The following is a 16,374-nucleotide window of genomic DNA, read 5'->3' on the forward strand; positions in this document are numbered from 1 at the left end:
ACACTAGACCGCGAGATCTTGGAAGGATTTCCGTCAGGACGGCCGCTCCGAGCCCCTCACAGGTCTCGTTCGCTCGCCCGTCTCCCTGGCGGCTTCGAAAACATTACTCGCCGATGCCCGCAACTTCAAATCAGCAAGCAGCGACCGTGGTCACACCACCCATGCGAGTTAAAACCCTCAGGTCAGGGCGCTGCGGACGAACGCGAAAGCCCCGGTCCCAGGCGGGACCGGGGCTTTCGAGAAACCGTCAGGACGAGAATTCCACGCCGGCGAACGTCCGCTTCCCCCGCCGCAGCACGAGGAACCGCCCGTGCAGCAGCGCGGACGCGGGCACGACCGCCTCACCGTCGGTGATCCGCTCGTTGTTCAGGTAGGCGCCACCCTCACTGATCGTGCGCCGGGCCTCGTTGGCGCTGGCCACCAGTCCCGACTCCTTCAGCAGGGTGCCCACAGCGGGAAGCTCACCCCGTACCGACAGCAGTCCGGCCTCGGCCAGAGCGGCGCGCAAGGTGTCCGCGGAGAGCTCGTCGAGCGAGCCTCGCCCGAAGAGCGCCTGGCTGGCCGCGATGGCCTGCCGGGCCTCCTCATCGCCGTGCACCAGCGCGGTGATCTCCTCGGCGAGCGCCCGCTGCGCGAGCCGGGCCTGGGGCCGCTCCGCGGTCGCCTTCTCCAGCTCCTCGATCTCCTCGCGGCTCTTGAAGCTGAAGTACTTCAGGTAGGTGACGACGTCGCGGTCGTCGGCGTTGATCCAGAACTGGTAGAACGCGTACGGCGAGGTCATCTCGGGGTTGAGCCAGACCGTGCCGGACTCGCTCTTGCCGAACTTGGTGCCGTCCGCCTTCAGCACCAGCGGGGTGGTGAAGGCGTGCACCGGGCCGCCCTCGCGGCGGCGCACGAAGTCGACGCCGGCGGTGATGTTGCCCCACTGGTCGGAGCCGCCGAACTGCAGCCGGCAGTCGTACTTCTCGTGCAGCTGGTAGAAGTCGTTGGCCTGCAGCAGCTGGTAGCTGAACTCGGTGTAGCTGATCCCGGTCTCCAGCCGGTTGCGCACCACGTCGCGGGCCAGCATCTTGTTGACCGGGAAGTGCTTGCCGACGTCCCGCAGGAAGTCGATCACCGACATCGGGCCGGTCCAGTCCAGGTTGTTCACCACCGTGGCGGCGTTGTCCCCGTCGTAGGTCACGAACGGCGCGACCTGCTCCCGGATCTGCCCGGCCCAGCCGGCGGTGACCTCCTGCGAGTTGAGCGTGCGCTCGGTGGACTTGCCGCCCGGGTCGCCGATCTGGCCGGTGGCGCCCCCGACGAGCAGCAGCGGCCGGTGTCCGCCGAGCTGGAGCCGGCGGGCCGTGACGAGCTGCATCAGGTTGCCCACGTGCAGCGAGGCGGCGGTCGGGTCGAACCCGATATAGAACGTGATCGAGGAGCCGTCGAGTGCCTTGCGCAGCTCATCGGGGTCGGTCGAGTCCTGGATCAGTCCACGCCACGTCAGGTCGTCTACGAGAGTCACGCACGGATTCTCCCGCACCGCCGGCTGCGGATCACACCGGGTTTGCGGGATGCTGAGCGAATGGATCACCTGAGCAGCGCGAAACCTCCGGTGCGGATCAGCGAGAAGAAGGCCACGGAGCGGCTGGAGAAGGCTCAGCAGCGGCTGCTCCGGTTGCGCCTGATGCTCGGCGGTCAGATGAGCGGGGGCGGGCAGGCCGGGGAGAAGCGGATCGGGCCGCCGCTCTGCGTGGTGTTCGAGGGGTGGGACGCGTCCGGCAAGGGCGGGGCGATCAGGCGGCTGGTGTCGCCGCTGGACCCGCGTCACGTGCGGGTGTCGCAGTTCGCCGCGCCCACCTACGACGAGAAGCGGCATCACTTCCTGCAGCGGTTCTGGCGGGTGCTGCCCGGCGCCGGCGGGATGGCGGTGCTGGACCGGTCCTGGTACGGGCGGGTGCTGGTGGAGCGGGTGGAGAAGTTCGCCACCGAGGAACAGTGGATGCGGGCGTACGACGAGATCAACGAGTTCGAGCGGATGCTGACCGCGGAGGGCATGATCCTGATCAAGTTCTGGATGCACGTCTCCGCCGCCGAGCAGTTGCGCCGGTTCGAGAGCCGGGCGAACGACCCGTTGCGGGCCTGGAAGCTGACCGACGAGGACTGGCGGAACCGGGAGAAGCGCGGCCTCTACACCGAGGCGATCGACGAGATGCTGGCGCGCACGGATCAGCCGCGGGCCCGCTGGCACGTGATCCCCGGTGACGACAAGAAGTACGCCCGGTTCGCGGTGGTGGAGCGGGTCTGTGAAGTGATTGAGGAGCGTCTTGTAAGACTTGGGGCATTTGCATAATCTAGTCCGTTATACGCCATTATTATGGCCACATGAGTAGATTTCTGCTAAGCGCTGCTGTACTGCTGGCGGGCCTGACCGGCACCGCCGCGCCCGCCGTGGCGGCCGAGCCGGCCGCGCCGTCCGCACAGACCTCGCCGGTCGTCACCCGCCAGGCGGTCGCCGTGGCCCTCGTCCGCACCGGTGGCGGGAGCGGCCAAGCCGTGACCACCCTGGTCGGCGCCAACACCCGGGAGGACGCGGCGGTGCTGCGGCTGGCGTCCAGCGCGGCCTTCCTGGCGCTGCGGCCGTCGTACACGATCGCGCGCGTCCCCGCCAACCGGTTCACCTACCGGATCGAGGCGGGTTACCGGGACAGAACCACGAAGCGGGTGATCGTGGTCCAGGGTGCGCCCGGCACGCCCCAGGTCGCGCTGGACGTGATCCGGATGATGACGAACGTGCGTGGGATGAACCTGGACAACGTGCGGCTGAACTTCGGGCCCGGATTCCCGTTCAACTAGTGAGAGGCCGAGGATCGACCGATGAAAGGCCTCCGCCGCCGGCGGGGGCCTTCGACTTCTCCGGGGCGCTATCCGATGAGGTCGCGGGCCGAGGCCGCGTCGGGGGCGACGACGGCGAGTTCGGCCAGGCGACGGCATTCCGTGTACGAATACCGCGCCAGCGACGCCCGCACCCCCGGCAACGCCCGCGGTGACATCGACAGGCTGCTCACCCCGAGCCCGGCCAGCACCGGCGCGAGCCGCGGATCCGCGGCCGCCTCCCCGCACACCCCGACCGGCTTCCCGGTCTCCCGTCCCGCGTCCCCGCAGATCTCGATCAGCCGCAGCAGCGCCGGCTGCCACGGGTCGAGCAGGTCGGCCAGGTCGCCGCCGCTCCGGTCGGCGGCGAACGCGTACTGGCTCAGGTCGTTCGTCCCGATGCTGAGGAAGTCGACCGCCCGCAACAGCTCGGCCGCACGCAGCGCGGCGGCCGGCACCTCGATCATCACGCCCGCCTTCGGCAGGCCCGCCTCGTACACCGCCGCCGCGAACTCGGTCGCCTCGGTGAGGGTGGACACCATCGGGGCCATCACCCAGACCTCCGCGCCACACTCCGCGGCGGCGTCCGCGATCGCCGCGAGCTGGGTGGTCAGCACGCCCGGACGTCGCCGCGCCACGCGCAGGCCGCGAATCCCCAGGGCGGGATTGGGCTCCTCGTCCTGGTGCAGGAACGGCAGCGGCTTGTCGGCGCCGGCGTCCAGCGTCCGGATCACCACGCGCCGCCCGGCCATCGCGCGAAAGACGTCCCGGTACGCCGCGACCTGCTCACCCCTGGACGGTTCCGAGGTGCGGCCGAGGAACAGCAGCTCGGTGCGGAACAGCCCGATCCCCTCGGCGTGTGCCCGGTCGGCGGCCGGCACGTCGCGTACCGAACCGACGTTGGCCAGCAGCCTCACCGGAGCTCCGTCGGAGGTGCCGCCCGGCCCGGTGATCGCCTCGTCCCCGGCGGAGCCGACGGAGCCGGCGGAGCCGAGCCGGGCGGCCGCCACGGTCTCCTCGTCGACGCCGATCTCGACCCGGCCGGTCGCGCCGTCCACCAGGACCAGAGTGTGCTCGGCGACCTCCAGCACGCCGGGGCAGGCCACCACGGCGGGCAGGCCGAGCGCCCGGGCCAGGATGGCGGTGTGGCTGGTCGGACCGCCGGCCTCGGTGACCAGGGCGAGGACCTGCTCCGGGTCGAGGTCGGCGGTGACGGTGGGAGCGAGGTCGCGGGCGGCCAGCACGTACGGGTGGCCGGGCGGGGGCAGGCCGGGCATCGGCAGGCCGAGCAGGACGGCGACCGACCGGTCACGCAGGTCGTCCAGGTCCGCGACCCGTTCCGCGAGGTGGCCACCGGCCGCGGCGAACAGCTCCCGGAACGTGCCGAAGGCGGCGGCGATCGCGTGCGGTGCGTCGGCTCCGGCCTCGACGTGTTCCCGGACCGCGTCGCGCAGTTCCTCGTCGCCGGCCATCGTCGCCTCGGCGCGCAGCACCTCGGCCACGGTCGCCTCGGCCGCACGAGCGGCACGCCGTTCCAGGTCGGCGACCACTTCGGCGAGGGCCCCGTAGGCCCGTACCGTCTCCGCCCCGGCGTCGCCGACCGGCACCGGCGGGGGCAGCACCGGCGCGCCGGCGAGGCGGATAAGCGGCCCGGCGGCGACGCCCGGGCAGACCCCGATCCCCGAGAGGCTCGCCCGCTCAGGCATCGCCGGCGGCCTGAACCGGGCCGAGCAGCCGGATCACGGTCTCCGGATCGGTGGCCTCGCGCAGTTCACGAGCCTGGTCCTCGTCGAGCAGCACCGCGGCGAGGGCGGCGAGCAGCCCGACGTGCCCGTCGGCGCGGGCCGCGATGCCGACGCAGACGGTGACCCGCTCGCCGCCCCAGTCGACGCCGTCCGGGAAGCGCAGCACCGCGAGGGCGTCGCGCTCGACCAGGCCCCTGCCGTCGACGGTGCCGTGCGGGATCGCGACACCCGCGCCGACGTAGGTGGAGATCGACTGCTCGCGGACGAGCATGGTGTCGACGTATCCCGGCGCGGCCGCGCCGATCCCGACCAGGGCCGCGCCGGTGCGGCGGATCGCGTCGTCACGGTCGGCCGCCGGCTCGGCGAGCCTGATCGCCCGGCGGTCCAGCAGCTCAGACATCGAGGTCGGTGCCCTGCTGGATGGCCTCGACGACCCTGGTGATCGCCGGGTCGCCGAGGAAGATCTGGAACGGCACGACCGGCTTGCCGGGGGCGGCCGACCGGACCCGCGCGGCCAGGCCCTCGTGGCAGACCACCATGTCGGCATCGGCCGGGATCGATCTGACAGCGGTGTGCTCCACCGTGACGTGGGACTTGCCGAGCTGCTTGCGCAGGGTGCCGGCGAGCATCACGCTGCTGCCCATGCCGGCGTCGCAGGCGACCACCAGCTTGTGGATGTCCTTGCCGTTGATGGTGACCACGACCGGGCCCGCGTCCAGCGTCTTCCCTGAAAGGTCCACGGCCACCTCGTCGGTCTTCCGATCGGACTTCAGCCTGCCGAAACCGAGCAGCGTCGAGGCGGTCACGAAGGTGACCGCGGCCCCGGCGGCCACGCCGAAGAGCATACCGAGATAGCCGCTCTTCGCGGTGACCGCGAAGTAGGCGAAGATGCTGCCCGGGGTGGGGATGGCGACCGCACCGGTCCCGGTGATCATGAAGACGGTGACGCCGGCCACGCCGCCGGCGATCATCGCGAGGACCAGGCGCGGCTTCATCAGCACGTACGGGAAGTAGACCTCCTGGATGCCGCCGAAAAAATGGATGATCATCGCGGGCGGGGTGCTCGGCCGCAGCGACCTCGGGCCGAAGAGCAGGTACGCGGTGAGCAGACCGAGACCCGGGCCGGGATTCGTCTCGATCAGGAACAGGATCGACTTGCCGTTCGCCGCCGCCTGCTGCACGCCCAGCGGGCCCAGCACGCCGCGGTTGATCGTGTTGTTCAGGAAGGCCACCTTGGCGGGCTCGACCAGCACCGAGGAGAGCGGTGTCAGGTGGTGCTCGAGCAGCCAGTCGACGCCTTTGCCGGCCGCCCTGGTCAGGATGTCGACGAGCGGGCCGACGGCCAGCTTGCCGAGGATCGCGAAGAGGGCGCCGAGGATGCCGGCCGAGAAGTTGTCCACCAGCATCTCGAAGCCCGGTCTGACCTTGCGGTCGACCGCGTTGTCGAAGCGCTTCAGGGTGTACGCGGCGAGCGGGGCGATGATCATCGCGCCCAGGAACATCGGCACGTCGGAACCGACTATGACGCCGAAGGTGGCGACCGCGCCGATCACCGCGCCGCGCTGTCCGTGCACCACCCGGCCGGCACTGAGACCGAACAGGGTCGGCAGCAGATACATCATCATCGGCTCGACGAGCTGAGCCAGGTTCCCGTTCGGAAACCACCCGGCGGGGATGAACAACGCCGTGATCAGACCCCATGCGATCAGCGCCCCGACGTTGGGCATGACCATGTCGGCCAGATTACCGCCGAGTCTCAGCAGCCGGGCCCGGAGCGGTGAGGTGGGCGATGGTCTCGCGGACGCGGGCGCGCAGCCAGCGGTGGGCACCGTCGGCGTCGTAACGCTGGTGCCAGGCCATGGCGATCTCCTTGGCGGGCAGGCTGATCGGCGGCTCCAGGGCGACCAGGCCGAGCGCCTCGACCGCACGGCGGCCGAGCCGCCAGGGCATCACCCCGACCAGGTCGGTACGGGCGACCACCATCAGCGCCGCACCGAAGGTCGGCACCGCGAGGGCCACCCGGCGGGTCAGGCCCAGCTCGGCCAGCGCGTCGTCGATCGGGCCGGTCAGCTTGCCGCGGCGGGACGCGCTCACGTGGGTGGCCGCGGCGTACCGCTCCGGGGTCAGCTCGCCCTCGGTGAGCGGGTGCCCGGCGCGCACCACCCCGGCCATCCGGTCGGTGAAGAGCGGTTCGACGATGATCTCCGGCGGCGCGTCCTGCACCACGCCGATGTCCAGGTCGGCCCGGCCGTCGCGGAGCGCGAGCCCGCCGTCCGGTGACGAGTCCTCGCCGAGGAATCGCAGGCTCACGCCGGGCGCCTCGGTGCGGACCCGGGCCAGCAGCTCGGGGCCGAACGCGATCGCCACGTCGTCGGCGAGAACGGTGAAGACCCGCCGCAGGGTCGCCGGGTCCGGCGGGCCGGGTGGGGTGAACACCGCGCGGGCCCGCTCGACCAGCGCGTGGACCTCGGTCCGGAGCTCCTGGGCGCGCGGGGTGAGCACCATCCGCCGGCCGGCGCGGACCAGGATCGGGTCGCCGATCACGGTCCGGATCCGGCCCAGCGCGCGGCTGGCGGCGGGCTCGGACAGGTGCAGCCGGCGGGCCGCTCCACCGACGCTGCCCTCCTCCAGCAACGCGTCCAGGGCGATCAGCAGATTGAGATCCAGATTCATTGCGTCTGGCGCAACCTTCCCTTGCTAAGCATGCATTTGACGTTAGATATCGCCGATCCTAGCGTCGATCGCATGAAACGGGAGAACTCCACTCTGGTCCTGATGTGCCTGACCGTGCTCACCCTCCAGTCCCTGGTCGCGGGCATCAACCTGGCCATCCCGCGGTTCGCCGCGAGCGACCTGCACGCGGGCGCGAGCGATCTGGTCTGGATCGTCGACGCGTACGTGCTCGCCTTCGCCGGGCTGCTGATCCCGGCCGGCGCGCTCGGCGACCGGATCGGCCGCAAGGGAGTCCTGCTCGCCGGCCTGGCCCTCTTCGGCGCGGCCAACCTGATCAGCGCGCTGGCCCCGAACGTCGCCGCGCTCCAGGCCGGCCGGGCGCTCGGGGGCGTCGCGGCCGCGCTCGCGCAACCCGCCACCCTGGCCCTGCTGCTGCACGCCACCCGCCCGGAGCGCCGGCCGCACGCGATCGCACTGTGGACCGCCTGCATGGGGCTCGGCGGGATGGTCGGCAACCTGGTCGCCGGCGCGGTGCTGGAGTACTTCGACTGGCCGGCCCTGTTCCTCACCTTCGTCCCCGTGGCCGTGCTCCTGGTGGCCGGCGTCGCGAGGTACGTGCCGCGGGCCCCGCGGCATGACGCGCCGGTCGACCCGGTCGGCACGGTGCTGCTGACCGGCGGGTTGTTCGCGCTGCTGCACGGCATCATCGAGGGTCCGGAGAAGGGCTGGGCCAGCACCCTGGTGCTCGGGTCGTTCGCGGCGGGCCTGGTCCTGCTCGGCGCTTTCGGCGGGCATGCGCTGCGCTCCCGCCGGCCGCTGTTCGACCCGCGGGTCTTCCGGATCCCGTCGGTACGGGCCGGGGCCCTCGGTGTCGGGGCGACGTTTCTCGCGCTGTTCGGGCTGTTCTATGTGAACGCGCAGTTCCTGCAGAACGTGAAGGGGTACTCGACCCTGGTCACCGGGCTGGCGATCGGGCCCCTCGCGATCGGGATGGGGGTCGTCTCGCGGCGGGCGGTGCCGCTGACCGAGAGGTACGGGCCCCGGCCGGTCATCGCGGCCGGGCTCACCGGGATCGTCGCCGGGCTGCTCCTGCTGTCGAGCGTGGACGCCGGAACGCCGTACCCGATCTACGCCGCCTACCTGTTGCTGATGGCGGCCGGCATGGGGCTGTGCGCACCGGCGCTGACCGGCGGGATCCTGGCGGGGCTGCCCGCGAGCAGCGCCGGGCTCGGTTCCGGGCTGAACTCGGCGGCCCGGGAGGTCGGCGCGGCCCTCGGGGTCGCGTTGATCGGCACCGTGCTCAACGAGCACCACGCGCTGCGCTCCGCCGACGACTTCCTCGCCGGTCTGACCGTCGGCTATCGCGTGCTGGCCGGCCTCCTCGCCGTCGCGACGGTCGCGGTGGTGGCCACCTGGCCGTCACCGGCCCACGATCGCCGGCCGGCGACGGTCTGACCCCTGGCGGGACGGACCGGGCGGCGCGTCGCGGCCCGCCAGGCGGCGCGACACCGCGCGGGAGGACCCGGGACCTGGCCCGAGAGGGCTGCGAACGGGGCTCCGTAGTCGTACCGCGAAATGAATGGTCTAGGCCGGGAGCGCCGGGATGTAGGGCGGGAGGGCGAGGGTCTTGCGGATGGCGGCCTGGACCTCGTCGACCGGAGGGCGCGCGTCGACGTCGTGGACGACCTCCTTGCGCTGGAAGAGCTCGAGGACCGGGCGGGTCTTCTCGTGATAGTCGCGGAGCCGGGCCTCGAGCGCCTCCGGCGTGTCGTCGGCGCGGGTGACCAGTTCGTGGCCGCAGATGTCGCAGCGGCCCTCCTGCTCCGGGCGGTCGGCGATCAGGTTGTAGTCCATGCCGCAGCTCGGGCAGAGGCGGCGGCTGAGCACCCGGCGGCGCACCTCGTGGTCGGGGAGCTCCAGGTGGATGACCGCGTCGAGGTCGTAACTCTCCATGAAGAACTCGGCCTGCGCGCCGTTGCGCGGAAAGCCGTCGATGACGAAGCCGTAGTTCCAGTCGTGCTGCTGCAGCCGGTGGCGGACGACCGATTCGACCAGGTCGTCGCCGACCAGCTCACCGGCCGCCATGATCCGCTTGACCTGGGCACCCATCTTGGTGTGGTTGCGCACGTTCCAGCGGAAGATGTCACCGACGCTGATGTGCACCAGATCGAGTTCGCGGGCGAGCAGCTGACCCTGGGTGCCCTTGCCGCTGCCCTGGACTCCCATGATCACGTACTTGCGCATGTGGTGGCCTCCGGGGGGAAGTCAATCCGCCGCGCCGATCCGCAGCGGGCCGGGCGGGAGCCCGGTCAACGTGGTGGGATCGATGCTCCAGGCGCCGGCGACCCGGAACACGTCACGCTCGGAGACCAGCACGCTGGCCTCCGGGTCGAGCTCACCGGGCAGGCCGGCCTCCCGTTCCGCCGGGCCGGGCTCGCCGAACCACGAGGTGACCTCGCCGGTCTGGCCGACGTACCCGAACGCTCGCACGAGGTCACCCTTCACTGCCCGCTGCCATCGATGCAACTCTGTTACGCGATGTGTGGCGAAGTACTGCACCTCGGTCTCGAGGACATCGGAGAGGGCGACCACGTCGGGGCCCGGGTTCAGCAGCCAACGGCCGGCGACGAGCACCCAGGACGTGTCACGGGCACCGGGCAGCGGCGGGGTCACCGCCACCCGGTCGCCGGTCAGATGAGCCAGGTCGAGGCCGTCGCGCCAGCGGACCGGGCCGAGATCGCGCAGGCCGAGGGCCGCGGTCACGGCCACCTGGTCCCGGCCGGCGATCGCCAGCCACGCCTGTTTGCCGCCGAAGCCGGTCATGACGTCCTCATTCATGACCGCAACGCTATCCGGCCGTCCGATCACGCCCAGCCGTAGTCACCCTGGAGCCGGGCCGCCACCCGATCGAAGCGGCCCCGGTCGAGGATGGCGCCCTCGCGGCGGATGCCGTCCTCCTCGATCTCCAGGACCCGGTCCAGGCGGATCCAGCTGGGACGTGCGGTGCGGTCCCATTCGCCGGCGCCGAGAGCCAGCCAGTTGCGCTGGCCGTCGCGCTCGCTCTGGCTGGAGAGCATGAGCCCGAGCAGGCTGCGGCCGTCCCGGCCGACGACCAGGACCGGGCGGTCCTTGCCCTGGGCGGGGTCGTCCTCGTAGGGGACCCAGGTCCAGACGATCTCGCCGGGGTCGGCGTCGCCGTCGAGGTTCGGGGCATAGGCGATGGTGCGGCCACGATCCTGGGTGGGGACTTGCCGGGGCGGGCGCGGCCTGGGCGCCGCCGGCTTGGGTCTGGGCGCCGCCGGCTTGGGTCCCGCGGACGGCCTGGGTTTCCGCGGCGCGTCCGCGCGAGGAGGGGTCGTGGGTCTCGGCGGCGCCGGGCGCGGCGCCGGCCGGGTGGTGGGAGCCGTCGGCCTCGGCGCCGTTCCGAACAACCCGCGCAGGAAGGAGATCAGCTTTGCGAACACCGCTGAACCTTAAGCCTTTCCGGTACGGCCATACAGAATGGCGATACGGCTCCCGCCGGTACCGGCAGCCGGGCAGGATACCCACCATGACGCGCTATGGACCGATGTTCGGACCGGACTACACGTTCCTCGGCATCCCGGCCTGCGACTGGCGGGAGCCGGAGACGTATTCCGACGCCGACGTGGTGATCATCGGCGCGCCCTTCGACGGCGGCACCTCGCACCGCCCGGGCGCGCGATTCGGCCCGCAGGTCATCCGCGGCACCGACTACCTGGCGCACGACGGCTCCCGCCCGCACATGGCGATGCGGGTCGACGCGCTCAGCACCGACCTGACCGTCAAGGACGCCGGCGACCTGGAGGTCTTCAGCGGCGAGATCGAGCGCAGTTGCCGGACCATCGAAGAAGCGGTCGGTTTCCTCGCCGGGCAGGGGACGATCCCGCTGATCCTGGGCGGCGACCACACGGTGACCTGGCCGGACGTGACCGGGGTGGCGAACGCGCACGGCAAGGGCCGGATCTCGGTGATCCACTTCGACGCGCACGCGGACACCGGCGACATCGAGTTCGGCTCGCTCTACGGCCACGGCCAGCCGATGCGCCGGCTGATCGAGTCCGGCGCGGTCCGCGGCGACCGGTTCCTGCAGCTCGGCCTGCGCGGCTACTGGCCGGGCCCGGAGATCCTGGACTGGATGGCCGATCAGCGGATGAACTCGTTCCACATGAGCGAGATCGTCGAGCGGGGGCTGGACGCGGTGCTGGACAGCGCGTTCGAGATCGCCCTGGACGGCTGCGACGGGGTCTTCCTCTCCGTCGACATCGACGTCTGCGACCCCGGGCACGCGCCCGGCACCGGCACCCCCGAACCGGGTGGCTTCACCGCCCGTCAGCTGCTCGACAGCGTCTCCCGGATCTGCCACGAGCTGCCGGTGGTCGGCATGGACATCGTCGAGGTGTCCCCGCCGTTCGACCACGCGGAGATCACCGCCCTGCTGGGCAACCGGGTCGTCCTCGAGGCGCTCTCCGGGATGGCGCGCAGGCGCAAGGACGGCGACGGACCGCGCTGGAAGCGGTCGACGCCGCTGCTGCGGGACCGGGGCACGACCGGCCGGGCGAGCTAGCTAGCGCGTCCTCATCCGACGAAGTCCTGGGTCATCCAGGTCCGGCCCTGACTGTCGCGGATCACGCTCAGCCCGATCCGGGTGAAGTCCTCGTTGAGCAGGTTCTTGCGGTGCCCGTCGTTCGGCGCGACCTCGGCGAGCATGGAGTCGGTCAGCCCGTTGGCCGCCTCGATCATCGCGGCGGCGCCGGCCTTGCTGGAGCCGAAGCCGATGTTCTCGCCCGCGGTACGGAACTCGACACCGATGAACCGGTCCCCGATCCCGGCTTCCCCGTCGCACTGGTGCGACAGCCCGCACCCGTCGATCATCAGCTGGTTGTGCAGGGTGGACGCCCTGGACAGTTCGGTGTCCAGCTTCAGCGCGGGCAGGCCCTCGTCGGCGCGGGCCGCGTTGATGTGCTTCAGCAGCGCGTCGACGACGCCGGTCACGGGGGAGCCGGTACCGGACACGGAGGCCGCCTTCTTCGTGGTGCTCGCCGGCTTGGGCGTCTTCCTGACCGCCGGCGAGGAGCTCGGTTTCCGGCTGGGGGTGGCCGTGTGCGAGGGAGACGGGCTCTGCACGACCTCCTCGTCGACGGGGAGGGCGCTGCCGGGAACGGTGGCGGCGAGCGGGACGTCGGCCGGGCCGCCGGATTCGGCGGCGGCCTGCTGACCCAGGCCCGTCACGATGAGCCCAGCACCGAGGACCACGGCTGTCGAACCCGCCGCCAGCTTGTACCGGAGACGGACGGCAGCGGAGAGCGACACGGATATTCACCTCGGGAGACCGGACAGGGGGACGGCGCCCCACGACTATGCGTGACCGGCCGGGCGCGCAGGCGCCCGCAAAGGATTCCTTAAGGTGCGGCTCACGGACTTCTAAGTCACCGCTCCCCGAGATCGAACTCGCCGGCTCGCACGCCCTCCAGGAACGCGCGCCACTCCGCGTGCGTGAAGATCAGGGTGGCGCCGTCCGGGTCCTTGGTGTCGCGCAGGGCCACGATGCCGGGGAGATTGGCGGCCACCTCGACGCAGTCCCCACCGTTGCCGCCGCTGCGGGTGCTCTTGTGCCAGACGGCACCGCTCAGGTCAACCATCGCTCTCCTTGATGATCGTGCCGATGAGATCGTCTGAATCGGACTGGCTCAGCGCGGCCGCCTCGAGCGCGGCCCAGATGTTCTCGTACGTCTCGACCTCGGCGAGCTTGTCCAGATAGAGGGCGCCGGTGAGGTTCTCGCAGTAGATGATGGTCGGCTCCGGCGAGGCGGTCCCGAGCGCCGGGAACTCCAGCACGGTGAACTGCCCGGAGCTGGAGGCCTGGTGCGGGCCGGCGGCGAACGGGACGACCCGGACGCTGATGTCCGGCCGGGTGGAGACGTTCACCAGGTGCGCGAGCTGCTTCTGCATGCCCAGGGTGTCCGGCACGCACCGCCGCAGCACGCCCTCGTCGATGATCACGTCCAGTCGTGGTGGCCTGGGCCGGCTCCGGTTCAGCAGCGACTGCCGCTCCAGCCGGACGGCCACCGCGTTCTCCACGGCGGCCGGGTCGTCGCCCTGCCAACGGCCGAAGACGAACTCCGCGTACTCCCGGGTCTGCAGCAGGCCGGGGATGACGCCCGGCGCGTACTGCCGCAGGCGGGACGCGGCCTGCTCCATGCCGACGTAGAGCTCGAACCAGGTGGGTACGACGTCGCCGTACGCGTGCCACCAGCCCTTCGCCTTGGACTCCTGGGCCAGCCCGATCAGCACCTCGGTCATGTGGCCGGGCGCGCCGTACACCCCGCACATGGCGATCACGTCGTGCTTGCGGACCGGAACCTCACCGTTCTCGATCCGGTACATCCGGGCGCGGGAGAACTCCAGCTCCTGCGCCGCCGCCATCAGGGAGATGCCGGCCTGCTCCCGTAACTGCCTGAGCAGCCGCCCGACCTGCCGTCTCGGTACCGTCGAACCCGTCTCGGACATGCCGGCGACCTCCTCCCGTCGCACGCCACCCCGCCTGGCGGCGTGCACATCGCGCGCCGCTGCGTCTCGGCGCGGTCATCCGGGCTGTCTCGTTCGAGACGATCGGAACGACTGCATCGAGACGCCGAGAATCCATTTCCGGGATTCTCGCCGCCACGGCTTGAGCCCGAGCCTAGGGCACGCAACGCTCCATTGTGTAGTCGTAGAGTCGCGGAAGGTAAGGGGTTACGGGGAGTGGATATGCTCGTGCCGCGGACCGAACATGTCGGTGAGCGCCCCCGGTGGGACTGCCGGGTCTGCGGTCAGCCCTGGCCGTGCGCCACCGCCAAGGACGAGCTCACCGATCAGTACCGGAACTTTCCGCGCGGCCTCGCCGTCTACCTCGGCTCATGCCTGATCGAGGCGATCGACGACTGGGCCGCCGGCACCGGCGGCACCCCCTCCGACCTCTACGAACGCTTCTTGGGCTGGACGGGCGACGACACGCTCTGAGCCACCTTCGGGCGCAGCGCGCGATACAACTGGCTGTCGTCGACGGGCGTGTACAGCGTGGGATCGGAACCGGTCACGGCGACCCACGGGCAGACCTTGCCGGAGCCGTTCAGAGTGGTCTCGGACAGCTTCCGGCCGGTGGCCACCTCATAGACGGCGAGCCGGTAACGGCCCACCATGAGCGGCACCTTCGGCGCCTTGGCGCTGTCGCCCGGACAGTCCTTGAGCTTCGCGCCGCCACCGAGCAGATCCAGGCACGCGACGAGCTGTCCCTTGGCCGGGACCGGCGCCCAGGCCGACTTCCCCGCCGCCGAGCCGGAGAAGGCATAGCGGTTCAGCGTCCGGACCGAGCGGTCCCCCAGGTCGAGGCGCTCCTGGGCGCTGATCACGATCGGGTGCGGGGCCTTGCCCCGGTACTTCGGCGCTGCCGGGAAGTAGGTCTGCGAGCAGACCGAGTGCAGGTCGCTGACCTTGCGTACCGGACGGGTGGCGGCCCGCGGACTGGCCGGGGCCGCCGAGGCCGAGGCGCTGGGTGCGCCGGGAACGCCCCCGGCCGAGGTCTCCGCGGACGGCGCGGCGCCGCCGCCCAGGCCGTTGCAGGCCCAGCACATCAGGATCACGACGGCCGCGGCGGCGCCGGTGAGCACCCAGTTGCGGCGCGACTTGGATTTCAGATCCTTGGGGGTACGGCCGGGAGCCTGGTCCGGTTGCGCGGGCGCCGCCGGCACGGCTTCTACCGGCGCGGCCTGCTGTGGCACGGCGCGTTGTGGCGTGGCCCGTTGTGGCGTGGCCCGTTGTGGCGCGGCCCGTTGCGGCCCGACCCGTTGCGGCACGAATCGCTGCGGCCTGGCCCGGTGCGGCACGGCTTGTGGTGTGTTCTGCTGCGGCACGCCCTGTTCCGGCACAGCCTGTTGCGGCACAGCCTGTTGCGGCACAGCCTGTTGCGGCACAGCCTGTTGCGGCACGGCCTGCTGCAGCACGGTCTGTTGTGGAATGTTCTGCTGCGGTGCGACTTCCGGCTGCACGGTCCCGCCCGCCGCCGCGAGGTCCCGCTCCGCGATGGCGGCTCGCAGCCCGGCGACCACCTCCGGACCGAGCACCCGCGTCGTCTCCAGCGGATCCGCCGCACCGTCCGGCTCCCCGGCTTCCCCGGCCGCACCCGGATCCGCGCCACCACCGTCCGGAACCGGCTCGACTGCCGCCTCCGGAGTGGTCGCGGCCTCCTCGCCGCCCCGCGGCTCCCCTGCCTGCGCCATTGTCAGCTCCCCAGCCCGTCCCGATGGCGGCGAACTATACCGACCAGTAACACGTTCGTCACTGGGTGCGGCAAGCGCGGGCGGTTGTGATTGGGTGAGGTGGTGGAGTACGGGTGGATGCGGTTGCCGGCGGAGGCGGCCGACGAGGCGGCCCGAGGGCTGCTCGGATGGCGGCTCACCGCGAACGGGGTGACCGTGCGACTGACCGAGGTCGAGGCCTACAGCGGTCTCGGCACGGATCCGGCCAGCCACGCCCACCGCGGACCCACCAACCGGAACGCGGTGATGTTCGGCCCGGCCGGCCGGCTCTACGTCTACCAGATCTACGGCATGTACAACTGCCTGAACGTGGTCTGCGGCGAGGAGGGGGTCGCCGCGGCGGTCCTCCTGCGCGCCGGAGAGGTCGTCGACGGCGTCGATCGGGCCCGTGAGCGACGCCCCACCGTGAAAGCCGATCGAGACCTCGCCGCCGGGCCGGGAAAGCTGACCCAGGTGCTCGGCCTGGACCGGTCGGCGTACGGAACCTCGGTGGTCGACGGCACCGGCCCGCTGACGATCACGCCGCCGCCGGCACCGATACCGGAAGAGCTGATCGAAAGCGGACCGCGGGTCGGCGTGACCTCCGCCCACGACCTCCCGTGGCGTTTCTGGATCAAGGACGACCCGACCGTCAGCGCCTATCGGCGGCACGTTCCCCGGCGGCGCACCGGCACGCCGGCCCACGGCGGCTGACCCGTCCCGGCCACGACGATCCGGACCTGGTCGGCGATCACCACGTGCACACCCGGTACAGCCACGACGCGAAGTACACGCTTGCCGGCGCG

Annotated in this window: 18 protein-coding genes and 1 pseudogene; 6 read left to right on the forward strand and 13 right to left on the reverse strand. The window is 71.5% G+C overall.

What is annotated here, in order from left to right; all coding sequences use genetic code 11:
- Window positions 1-247 precede the first annotated feature (247 nt).
- Window positions 248-1,507 carry a tyrosine--tRNA ligase gene (gene tyrS, locus CHC09_RS30755; protein WP_089296751.1) on the reverse strand — a complete coding sequence of 420 codons (1,260 nt, stop codon included), beginning with the start codon at window positions 1,505-1,507 and terminating at the stop codon, window positions 248-250.
- A gap of 60 nt (window positions 1,508-1,567) precedes the next feature.
- Here tyrS and CHC09_RS30760 point away from each other — a divergent pair, with 60 nt between their 5' ends.
- The gene (locus tag CHC09_RS30760; protein ID WP_089296752.1) at window positions 1,568-2,335 is read left to right on the forward strand and encodes a polyphosphate kinase 2 family protein; all 768 of its coding nucleotides are present in this window, start codon (window positions 1,568-1,570) and stop codon (window positions 2,333-2,335) included.
- A 32-nt stretch (window positions 2,336-2,367) separates the two neighbouring features.
- The gene (locus CHC09_RS30765) at window positions 2,368-2,838 is read left to right on the forward strand and encodes a hypothetical protein (protein WP_143232688.1); all 471 of its coding nucleotides are present in this window, start codon (window positions 2,368-2,370) and stop codon (window positions 2,836-2,838) included.
- Between the two features lie 68 nt (window positions 2,839-2,906).
- On the opposite strand, the gene ptsP is transcribed toward CHC09_RS30765, so the two are convergent.
- From ptsP to CHC09_RS30785, 5 genes and pseudogenes are all read right to left on the reverse strand, one after another.
- The gene (ptsP, locus tag CHC09_RS30770) at window positions 2,907-4,562 is read right to left on the reverse strand and encodes a phosphoenolpyruvate--protein phosphotransferase (RefSeq protein ID WP_089296754.1); all 1,656 of its coding nucleotides are present in this window, start codon (window positions 4,560-4,562) and stop codon (window positions 2,907-2,909) included.
- The gene (locus CHC09_RS30775) at window positions 4,555-5,001 is read right to left on the reverse strand and encodes a PTS mannitol transporter subunit IIA (RefSeq protein WP_089296755.1); all 447 of its coding nucleotides are present in this window, start codon (window positions 4,999-5,001) and stop codon (window positions 4,555-4,557) included. The genes ptsP and CHC09_RS30775 overlap by 8 nt, the downstream gene beginning before the upstream one ends.
- A complete protein-coding gene (locus CHC09_RS47200) occupies window positions 4,994-5,302 on the reverse strand; it encodes a PTS sugar transporter subunit IIBC family protein (protein ID WP_203833268.1) in 309 nt (102 codons plus the stop codon). The genes CHC09_RS30775 and CHC09_RS47200 overlap by 8 nt, the downstream gene beginning before the upstream one ends.
- 270 nt (window positions 5,303-5,572) lie before the next feature.
- Window positions 5,573-6,334 (reverse strand): annotated as a pseudogene (locus CHC09_RS30780) (PTS transporter subunit EIIC); the annotation flags it as partial.
- A 10-nt stretch (window positions 6,335-6,344) separates the two neighbouring features.
- Window positions 6,345-7,274: a LysR family transcriptional regulator gene (locus tag CHC09_RS30785; protein ID WP_089296757.1), complete on the reverse strand. Its 930-nt coding sequence runs from the start codon at window positions 7,272-7,274 to the stop codon at window positions 6,345-6,347.
- A 72-nt stretch (window positions 7,275-7,346) separates the two neighbouring features.
- Between CHC09_RS30785 and CHC09_RS30790 the strand changes: the two genes are divergently transcribed.
- Window positions 7,347-8,729: an MFS transporter gene (locus CHC09_RS30790; protein ID WP_089296758.1), complete on the forward strand. Its 1,383-nt coding sequence runs from the start codon at window positions 7,347-7,349 to the stop codon at window positions 8,727-8,729.
- A gap of 129 nt (window positions 8,730-8,858) precedes the next feature.
- On the opposite strand, the gene CHC09_RS30795 is transcribed toward CHC09_RS30790, so the two are convergent.
- From CHC09_RS30795 to CHC09_RS47945, 3 genes are read right to left on the reverse strand one after another with little or no spacing between them, the layout of a single operon-like run.
- Window positions 8,859-9,518: an adenylate kinase family protein gene (locus tag CHC09_RS30795; protein ID WP_089296759.1), complete on the reverse strand. Its 660-nt coding sequence runs from the start codon at window positions 9,516-9,518 to the stop codon at window positions 8,859-8,861.
- A gap of 21 nt (window positions 9,519-9,539) precedes the next feature.
- The gene (locus CHC09_RS30800) at window positions 9,540-10,112 is read right to left on the reverse strand and encodes a hypothetical protein (RefSeq protein ID WP_089296760.1); all 573 of its coding nucleotides are present in this window, start codon (window positions 10,110-10,112) and stop codon (window positions 9,540-9,542) included.
- 26 nt (window positions 10,113-10,138) lie between these two features.
- Window positions 10,139-10,738 carry a type II toxin-antitoxin system PemK/MazF family toxin gene (locus tag CHC09_RS47945; RefSeq protein WP_239138598.1) on the reverse strand — a complete coding sequence of 200 codons (600 nt, stop codon included), beginning with the start codon at window positions 10,736-10,738 and terminating at the stop codon, window positions 10,139-10,141.
- Window positions 10,739-10,824: 86 nt separating this feature from the next.
- Between CHC09_RS47945 and speB the strand changes: the two genes are divergently transcribed.
- Window positions 10,825-11,859 (forward strand): agmatinase, encoded by a 1,035-nt coding sequence (speB, locus tag CHC09_RS30810; protein ID WP_089296761.1) that lies wholly within the window; start codon window positions 10,825-10,827, stop codon window positions 11,857-11,859.
- Window positions 11,860-11,870: 11 nt separating this feature from the next.
- Here speB and CHC09_RS30815 read toward each other — a convergent pair whose 3' ends face one another.
- The 3 genes from CHC09_RS30815 to CHC09_RS30825 all read right to left on the reverse strand — a co-directional run bounded on the left by CHC09_RS30815 (window position 11,871) and on the right by CHC09_RS30825 (window position 13,802).
- Window positions 11,871-12,605: a CAP domain-containing protein gene (locus CHC09_RS30815; RefSeq protein ID WP_089296762.1), complete on the reverse strand. Its 735-nt coding sequence runs from the start codon at window positions 12,603-12,605 to the stop codon at window positions 11,871-11,873.
- A 116-nt stretch (window positions 12,606-12,721) separates the two neighbouring features.
- Window positions 12,722-12,934 (reverse strand): DUF397 domain-containing protein, encoded by a 213-nt coding sequence (locus tag CHC09_RS30820; protein ID WP_089296763.1) that lies wholly within the window; start codon window positions 12,932-12,934, stop codon window positions 12,722-12,724.
- Window positions 12,927-13,802, reverse strand: coding sequence for a helix-turn-helix domain-containing protein (locus CHC09_RS30825; protein ID WP_089296934.1), 876 nt, complete (start codon window positions 13,800-13,802; stop codon window positions 12,927-12,929). Before CHC09_RS30825 ends, CHC09_RS30820 begins: the two co-directional genes overlap by 8 nt.
- 240 nt (window positions 13,803-14,042) lie before the next feature.
- Between CHC09_RS30825 and CHC09_RS30830 the strand changes: the two genes are divergently transcribed.
- Window positions 14,043-14,294: a hypothetical protein gene (locus tag CHC09_RS30830; protein ID WP_089296764.1), complete on the forward strand. Its 252-nt coding sequence runs from the start codon at window positions 14,043-14,045 to the stop codon at window positions 14,292-14,294.
- Here the strand turns inward: CHC09_RS30830 and CHC09_RS30835 are convergent.
- Entirely contained in the window at window positions 14,252-15,550 is a 1,299-nt protein-coding gene (locus CHC09_RS30835; RefSeq protein WP_089296765.1) for a hypothetical protein, read from the reverse strand. The genes CHC09_RS30830 and CHC09_RS30835 overlap by 43 nt on opposite strands.
- 117 nt (window positions 15,551-15,667) lie before the next feature.
- On the opposite strand from CHC09_RS30835, the gene CHC09_RS30840 reads away from it, so the two are divergent.
- The gene (locus tag CHC09_RS30840; RefSeq protein ID WP_089296935.1) at window positions 15,668-16,282 is read left to right on the forward strand and encodes a DNA-3-methyladenine glycosylase; all 615 of its coding nucleotides are present in this window, start codon (window positions 15,668-15,670) and stop codon (window positions 16,280-16,282) included.
- Window positions 16,283-16,374: the final 92 nt, after the last annotated feature.

It is taken from the genome of Actinoplanes regularis (genome assembly GCF_900188005.1).
In the GTDB taxonomy this organism is placed as follows: domain Bacteria; phylum Actinomycetota; class Actinomycetes; order Mycobacteriales; family Micromonosporaceae; genus Actinoplanes; species Actinoplanes regularis.